This window comes from Plebeiibacterium sediminum (assembly GCF_026013605.1).
GTDB classification, from domain to species: Bacteria; Bacteroidota; Bacteroidia; order Bacteroidales; family Marinilabiliaceae; genus Saccharicrinis; species Saccharicrinis sediminus.
In genome coordinates, this window is sequence record NZ_JAPDPJ010000041.1 from 49312 (window position 1) to 57339 (window position 8028).

At 32.7% G+C, this 8028-nt stretch carries 7 protein-coding genes; 4 read left to right on the plus strand and 3 right to left on the minus strand.

All coding sequences use genetic code 11. The features are described 5' to 3' along the window. The first annotated feature begins 4 nt into the window (after positions 1-4). Both OM075_RS16040 and OM075_RS16045 read left to right on the plus strand, forming a co-directional pair. Positions 5-2536: a glycoside hydrolase family 95 protein gene (locus OM075_RS16040; protein ID WP_301191551.1), complete on the plus strand. Its 2532-nt coding sequence runs from the start codon at positions 5-7 to the stop codon at positions 2534-2536. Positions 2537-2948: 412 nt separating this feature from the next. Then, positions 2949-3221: an HU family DNA-binding protein gene (locus tag OM075_RS16045; RefSeq protein WP_301191552.1), complete on the plus strand. Its 273-nt coding sequence runs from the start codon at positions 2949-2951 to the stop codon at positions 3219-3221. 689 nt (positions 3222-3910) lie between these two features. Here the strand turns inward: OM075_RS16045 and OM075_RS16050 are convergent. The 3 genes from OM075_RS16050 to OM075_RS16060 form a co-directional block, all read right to left on the minus strand. Further along, the gene (locus OM075_RS16050; protein ID WP_301191553.1) at positions 3911-4081 is read right to left on the minus strand and encodes a hypothetical protein; all 171 of its coding nucleotides are present in this window, start codon (positions 4079-4081) and stop codon (positions 3911-3913) included. A gap of 91 nt (positions 4082-4172) precedes the next feature. Continuing rightward, complete coding sequence (locus OM075_RS16055) at positions 4173-5240, minus strand: DUF4852 domain-containing protein (RefSeq protein WP_301191554.1); 1068 nt, start codon at positions 5238-5240, stop codon at positions 4173-4175. A 15-nt stretch (positions 5241-5255) separates the two neighbouring features. Continuing rightward, the gene (locus tag OM075_RS16060) at positions 5256-6377 is read right to left on the minus strand and encodes a hypothetical protein (RefSeq protein WP_301191555.1); all 1122 of its coding nucleotides are present in this window, start codon (positions 6375-6377) and stop codon (positions 5256-5258) included. Between the two features lie 300 nt (positions 6378-6677). Between OM075_RS16060 and OM075_RS16065 the strand changes: the two genes are divergently transcribed. Further along, positions 6678-7439, plus strand: coding sequence for a metallophosphoesterase (locus OM075_RS16065; protein ID WP_301191556.1), 762 nt, complete (start codon positions 6678-6680; stop codon positions 7437-7439). 18 nt (positions 7440-7457) lie between these two features. Next, positions 7458-7721, plus strand: a complete 264-nt coding sequence (locus OM075_RS16070) for a hypothetical protein (protein ID WP_301191557.1) — start codon at positions 7458-7460, stop codon at positions 7719-7721. Positions 7722-8028 lie beyond the last annotated feature (307 nt).

Sequence of the window (8028 nt, forward strand, 5' to 3'; positions counted from 1 at the left end):
CATTATGAAAAAAATTATTCTCAGCTTAATCGCTTTAATAACGTGTTATAACCTCTTTTCACAAAACGAATTAACACTATGGTACGATACACCATCCAAAGCCTGGACAGACGCTTTGCCATTGGGAAATGGAAGGTTGGGAGCTATGGTATATGGGATTCCGTCAAAAGATACCATTCAAATAAACGAAGACACTTTTTGGTCAGGCAGCCCCTACCAAAATGTTAATCCCAACGCAAAAAAAAGCCTGAAAACAATTCAAACACATATTGAAAACGGCAACTATATTGAAGCTCAAAAGCTAGCTCTTAAAGATATTATTGCTGACAGAAAAACAACTTCTCACGGCCAGGTTTATCAATCAATTGGCAACCTTGTTTTAGATTTCCCCGGACATGAAAACTTTACGGATTTTAACCGTGAACTAGACCTGAAAACAGCCATAGCAAAAATGACCTATAAAGTCAATGGTGTTATGTATAAACGTGAAGTTTTTACGTCCTTCCCTGACCAGCTAATAATCATCCGTATAACATCAGACAAAAAAGGGGCAATTAGCTTTAACACCTCGTTTGCAGGCCCTTTAAAAAAGCATATGGTATCCGTGGCTACTTCAACACTTGATAATCAAAACGAATTACTTGAAGTAACCGGCAAATGCACTAGAGAAAAAGAAGAAAACATCTTAAACTTATTAAACTTCAATGCTCAAATTAAAGTAAAATCGCAAGGTGGTTCACAGGCAATAAACTCCAATAGCATTTTAGTTAAAAATGCTGATGAAGCAACAATCTATATATCTGTAGCAACAAACTTTAAAAACTATCAGGATATTTCAGGTAATGCCAGAAGTAAAGCCCGAAAATTCCAGACTGACTATACTAAAGATTATGAACAGGCAAAATCCGACCATATATCTGCATATCAAAAACAATTTAACAGGGTTAAGATTGATTTAGGAAAATCAGCACAAACTTTAAAACCAACAGATGTAAGAATCCGGGAATTTTCAAGCAGCTATGATCCTGATTTAGTTTCCACCTACTTTCAATTTGGCAGATACCTGTTGATAAGCTCATCGCAACCGGGAACACAACCTGCAAACCTGCAAGGAATTTGGAATCCCAATTCGGGCCAATATCCGGCATGGGACAGTAAATACACCACGAATATCAATGTTGAGATGAACTATTGGCCTGCTGAAATAACCAATTTAAGTGAATGCCATGAACCTTTTATCCAAATGGTTAAGGATGTAAGTATTACAGGGAAACAATCAGCATCAGAGATGTACGATTGCAGAGGATGGACACTTCATCACAATACAGATTTATGGAGAATGACCGGAGCTGTTGATAAAACTGCAGGTGTATGGCCTACCTGCAATGCATGGTTTTGTGCCCATTTATGGGAAAAATATCTCTTTTCAGGAGACAAAGCCTATTTAGAAGATGTATATCCTATTTTAAAAAGTGCCAGCGAATTTTATCAGGATTTCCTGATTAAGGATAAAAACACAGGCTATCTGGTTGCATCCCCATCCATTTCCCCTGAACACACACCTGGCTTGCATTTTTATGAAGAGATAAGAGCTGATGGCAGCAGCCATAGAGAAAGGTGCAGTGTTTTTGCTGGTATTACCATGGACAATCAAATGATTTTTGATTTATTATCCAATACAATTGATGCCGCCCATTTATTAAATATTGATACTGAATTTACAGCTCAGCTAGATAAAATCAGGTCTCAACTTCCTCCTATGCAAATTGGAAAACATACCCAATTACAAGAATGGATAGAAGATTGGGATCGGAAAAATGATAAACACCGTCATATATCACATTTATGGGGTGTATATCCCGGAAGACAGGTTTCCGCATTTAAAACTCCTGAACTTTTTGAAGCATCAAAAAATACTTTAATCGGGAAAGGCGATGCCAGCAGGGGCTGGTCTATGGGATGGAAAGTTGTACTCTGGGCCCGTTTTCTGGATGGTGATCACGCATATAAACTAATACAGAACCAATTAAATTTAAAACCTGCAAATGCTACCATAAAAGATCCTGATGGAGGAACTTACTGCAATATGTTTGATGCCCACCCTCCCTTCCAAATCGATGGAAACTTTGGGTGTACAGCAGGTATTGCTGAAATGCTTATCCAAAGCCACGATGGTGCACTTAGCCTGCTGCCTGCCCTGCCCGAGGTATGGGAAAAGGGAATGGTTTCGGGTTTAAGAGCCCGTGGAGGATTTGAAATTGAAAATATGGAATGGAAAAACAATAAAATACATACCGTAACAATTAAATCAAAACTCGGAGGAAACCTTAGATTAAGAACCTACAATAAAATTGAAGGTAAAGGCATCAGCATGGCCAAAGGTGATAACAAAAATGATTTCTATAGATTTCAACCCATAGAAACACCTGTTATTTCATCGCAAGCAGAGCTAAAAGGAACAAGCATCAAGCCCGTTTATGAATATGACATACAAACCAGCAAAGGAAAATCATACACTTTTAAGCTTGCGGAGTAATTCTTTATTTTTTTCAACTAAATTTGAATCACTATTACTTAACTTAGCTTTCATATTTTTCTCTGTATAAATTTCTTATGAAAAAGAATATGGTTAAAACCAATACTCGATACAAACTTCAAAAAAACATTTGAATTTGCAAATATTTCTTAATTTTTCAATTTATACAAAGTCTATTGTATTTTTTAATGATTGGATTGATGAGTATAAAAAACTTATATGTTAATAACTAAAACTATAGATAAGATTACAACTTAATGTATCACCAAACTGGGGTTTATAAGTATCACCAAACCCCATTTAAGGGGGAAAAGAGTACGATATACACCACAATAATAATATATTGAATTCGTTAATTAATGAAATAACATTTATATTGTGCAGGTAATATAACTCAATCAAATAAAATAAGATGACTAAACAAGAATTTGTAAACGCAATAGCTTCAGAAAGCGGATTGTCTAAAGTAGATACAGAAAAAGCATTAAAAGCAACAACAGAAGCAATTAAAAATGCATTAGCTAAAGGCGATAGTGTTCAATTAATTGGATTTGGTACCTTTTCGATCAGCGAACGTGCAGCTCGTACGGGTAGAAATCCTCAAACAGGGAAAGAAATCCAAATAGCAGCTAAAAAAGTGGCTAAGTTCAAACCGGGTAAGGCTTTAGATGAATCAATTAATTAAGAAAAGAATTAATAAATAGATTAAGAACTCCTGGTTATGTATAACTGGGAGTTTCTTTTCTCTTAAATTAAAATGTTATACTGCCTGTTTATTACAATTTTCTATTTCTAATAGGTTTCTTGGTAAAACAAAAAAAGCATTTCCATAGGTTTTGAAAATGCTTCTTTTATTTTTAACCAAACCTATCCTTATACGGATTAATAGCTAAATATAATAAAATATCATAAATTATATATAGATTATTATTTTATAATATCATCAACAATTTCTATTAATGGTTCCTTAACTCCTTTAAGATAGGTGCTTTTCATTTCTTCAAAGTGACATTGTACAAGGTACTATTAAATCCTCAGGATTACTTTATTGATATCATTTTCTAATTATTCTTATGATATAAAATTTGAGGAGAAAATCGTATCAATCGGTTTAATACTTCCTATTTATGCTATCTCACGTAAATAGGAAACTAATTCTTTACAAGTAAGTTTCACATTCAAGTATAAATCTTCACATTCAATGATATTTACCTTTATAGTTATTTGTTTGGAGTTGACATCTTCTGCATTCATACAATGTCAGGACATAATTTATTTCTTAAACAAATATTACCAATCTTCACTTCCTTGAATCTCTCCAAAATCAATCTCATCATGAAGATTATTTTTGCTAATACCTTTTAATAAAATCATCTAGTTTATATCGATTTTCCTTGGTTTAATAAAGCAAACACCTTTTTTTAGGGAAGTAAGTTCAACATGATCATTTGCATCAAAACCATATTCGTTAATGACTTTATCAGGCAAGCGTAGACACAAACTACCTTCTAATTGCGCTATTAGTTTTACTGTATATTTTTTCATAAGTTTTAATGAATAAAAAAATGGGAGGCCGTTGCCTCCCAAAAACCAAAAAGTAGTGAATCTGATATTCAGACCCACTTAAAATTATCTTTTATATTTCAATAGTAAACAAGTAATTCGCTTCACAAGCCTTATCCTCAAATAAATCAACTCTCTTCAGATTGCAAATCAATATTTTCTTTGTCATGTCTTTAACAGCATGATTTTTCAACCACTCTTCACTGGCTATACTCTCAATTTCAAATTGAACACCCATATAAAGAGATCTGTCAATTTTACCATTTGAGGCCTTTCTGTGGTTAACTAAATATTTGGCTCTTTCCTGGGGGAAGGAAAAACTTGCGAACTCTTCAGTATTATCAATGTAAATAGCAATATCAGAGAAGTCTATTCTTTCATCATTAATATCCTTCGCCATAATACCTTCTGTAGTATCATCCATAAGATGGATATAATTCCCATCCCAGACAATAGGGTATGAACTAGAATCAAAATCATATGTGCCAAATTCCTGGTTTATATATGCAAAGAACTTTTTATTTCCGTCATACTGCTTAGCCTTAGCGGCAAGCTCTTTCTTTTTGCTAGAGATTAATGAATTAAAAGCGAATTCATCCTGGTAATTTTGTTTGTACTCATTTCTATAAAACCGGTACAGGTATTCTTTGACATCGTTATTGTCAATAGTCTCACTTAAGGTGGCTAAAAATGCTTTTTCTTTAGAAAAGCTTTGCGGTTTATTGTATAACTCAATCAATTTGTCACTGGCTATTTCTCCCATTTCTATACCTTTATTTATATTTATAGCCCAATTAAAAAGCTTATCAACTACAGCATAGGTGCCTTCATTCTCATAATGCCTAAATTGCTTTATAGCACATTTGGTATATCTGATATCAACCATTTCACCTTTCTCAAGCACAGACTCCCTAATCGCCACTTGTGATTCCTGAAGTTTATTTCCTACCTTATAGCATACATATCTATTACTAAAATCTGCAGGACTAGTAATAATTATCGAATCTCCTATATGATACGTTTTTCCGTTGCTTGCGGTGAATGGTTCTTCTGATTTTTTGAATTTTTGTGCATTCACCTTAATTGGCAACAGGGTACTTGCAATTAGCAATGCAGTAGTAAAAATTTTAATTAGGTTCATTTGTTTGTTATAATATTAATTAAATGTGATTGTTCTACTTTGAACTACAATATTTGGATTTGAATACAACTCTGATGGACATGGAATTTTCGTAAATCCCTTATCGCCAATCTTCAAAACATCATTGAAAAGATATTTTGATAATTCTGATTGTGGGTATGTTTCTGGCCTATCATAGCACAGAACCTTTTGGCATCTTTGTTTTTTATATTCTCCCCTATTTTGACAGGTGTAAATAATCATATTGGCTATGTGCATTTTATCACTACTCTTTTTTAAGTATTTATTATACCATGAGTTAAATGACTGCCATACTAAATTGATTAACTGACCCACTGAATATATCCTTATTAGATCTTCCATAATAGGAACTACTGCAGCACCTTGATCTGTAATAAGTCCTTTTGATTCCAAAGTTCCAAAGAAAATTTCTACTACTTCCTGTACAGCTATTTTCCTCCAAAGGACAAATTTTTCATCTAGGTGAAAGGGAAATAATGTACCAGACTTAAAATACCAGTGTGCTATTTCCGGGTCTATATTAATATTAACCTCATGTGGATAATAGCCCTCTGCTCCAAGTGTTGTCATTAAATATTCTTGATATCGCACATTAGGAACCAGTACATCAGTGCTTAGATTCTTGCCATTAATAACTGTGTAGTCCTTTGATATGCCTTTATCAATTAAATAATGTAAAAACAGTTTTACATCAATATCTAAAGATTCATATTTTGCTTTGGATATTGAAATTATTTTGATACTTGATAATTGTTTTGTTTTACTTTTCTTGTTCTTGTGGCTTGATTCTGGAAAAAACTTTTTATGAACTTCTACATCTGATAATACCACCTTTTCACAAGAAGGACAAAATGCCCCTGATAGTTTACCCCTTTTAATATGTCTAATAAGAGGTAGTACCACACATTCAGCACAGCTTTTATCTGAAAGTAAAAGTGGCGGTAAAAGTTTTAGGAATTGAGCGAACGTTGCCTGTCCAAGATTATAATTTTCTATTATCTTAGAAAGAGTTAAATCTTTATTATGAAAGTGAGAAACTATCTCTACAAGCTGCGTATGTGATAAACCTTTAAAATAAGGTTGAATATTTGATTCATCAAATTGATAACTGGTCATAGGCTCGTTCCTTAAATGGTTCACGAACCCCTAAAAATGAAGGTGGGCGTGAAACCTTTGCTATATTAAACTAGACAGGTACGACCAAGCACCTAAAGCATTTAATAAGCGAAAGGAACACACCCATATCAGGTGCATTCACTTTCTGACTTCTCGTGCTTAAAAATTGGTCGTTTTGTCTAGCGAGAAGCGTCAGTGACGCAATAATTATATCTATATTTCAGCTCCAAAAATAGTAAATCATTGCTGACAATTAAACTTTTTATTTAATTTGTTTAAATTTAAATTCTTTTTTCCCTTATGGTAATCCAATATTGTTCCGATCTACATCTAGAGTTTTTCCAGAATAATATGTATCTTCATAAAAATCCAATTAATCCAGTTGGAGATATACTAGTCCTGGCTGGTGACATAACTTATTGGGGTAAGAAGCATTTTAAACACTCTTTCTTTGATTATATATCAGAACATTTTAAAGCTGTATATTATGTTCCAGGAAATCATGAGTTTTATACAGGAAAAGATTTAAGGATTATAGACAAGCCTGTGTTTGTATCCATAAGGGAAAATATATGGATGGTTAACAACACATCTATTGCTATTGAAGGAGTGGAATTCTTTTTTAGTACTTTGTGGTCAAGAATACCAGTTGATAAATCTCTTTATATTGAAAATAATGTAAGTGACTTTTATAAAATCAAATATCATGGAAAAGCTTTGAATACAGACATTTTTAATGGATTACATGAAAAAAGTATTGCTTTTCTTATGCAATCAATTCTCAATTCTAATGCCTCTAAAAAAATAATTGTTACTCATCATGTTCCAAGTCAGCTGTGTAATCCTGAGAAATACAAAACATCAATTATCAATCCTGCTTTTGTATCAGAATTACATACATTAATTTATGACCTAGATGTTGATTATTGGATATATGGTCATCATCATGATAATATGCCTGAAAAAGAAATTAATAGAACAAAATTAGTTACAAATCAGCTTGGATATGTACATTTGGGCGAACATCATGAATTTAAAAACTTTGCAAATTTTGAAATATAATTTAATTATTGCTTTATAATGCTTACTAACAAAGACCGTCATTACGCTGTAAAAAGAAAGAAATTATGGGATTCCTTTGGCTGGGTATACAGAGGAACAAACTACCTAAGCAAAAATCATTCGTTAAATTGTGGATGTAAATGGTGTCGGATGAAAACAATTAACAATAGATTAGAGAATAAACGAAATAGATTAAAAGCTAGAATTTCTTTAGCAAATAAAGAAGTTCGAACTTCAATTGAAGATATAAATATGGAATATAAAAGAGCAAGGTGGTATTAAAAAATTTTATCTTCTGCCAATCACAACTCATCTAAAAGATATACTTTTTTAGGATGGAATCCTTTCTTTGTTTTCACTTTCATATAATAGTAATATTCTTTACTGAACCAACTTATTTGAGATAGTTTAAATTGGAGAGTACTATTTTGACTAAGGTCAAACGCCATAAACTATAAATATATTACAACATCATACTCAATTATATTACCTCTTGGCTATTTCGGAGTGACCATGCCAGTATTATCGGTCAAAACATGCCACTTTGAAAGATGTTACAATAATACAAAAAAATTAGTTTTCACTTTTT

Bases quoted from the DNA above. Each gene is read 5' to 3' on its own strand.
- OM075_RS16040 (WP_301191551.1), top strand. From the start codon at position 5: ATGAAAAAAATTATTCTCAGCTTAATCGCTTTAATAACGTGTTATAAC.
- OM075_RS16045 (WP_301191552.1), top strand. From the start codon at position 2,949: ATGACTAAACAAGAATTTGTAAACGCAATAGCTTCAGAAAGCGGATTG.
- OM075_RS16050 (WP_301191553.1), bottom strand. From the start codon at position 4,081: ATGAAAAAATATACAGTAAAACTAATAGCGCAATTAGAAGGTAGTTTG.
- OM075_RS16055 (WP_301191554.1), bottom strand. From the start codon at position 5,240: ATGAACCTAATTAAAATTTTTACTACTGCATTGCTAATTGCAAGTACC.
- OM075_RS16060 (WP_301191555.1), bottom strand. From the start codon at position 6,377: ATGACCAGTTATCAATTTGATGAATCAAATATTCAACCTTATTTTAAA.
- OM075_RS16065 (WP_301191556.1), top strand. From the start codon at position 6,678: ATGGTAATCCAATATTGTTCCGATCTACATCTAGAGTTTTTCCAGAAT.
- OM075_RS16070 (WP_301191557.1), top strand. From the start codon at position 7,458: ATGCTTACTAACAAAGACCGTCATTACGCTGTAAAAAGAAAGAAATTA.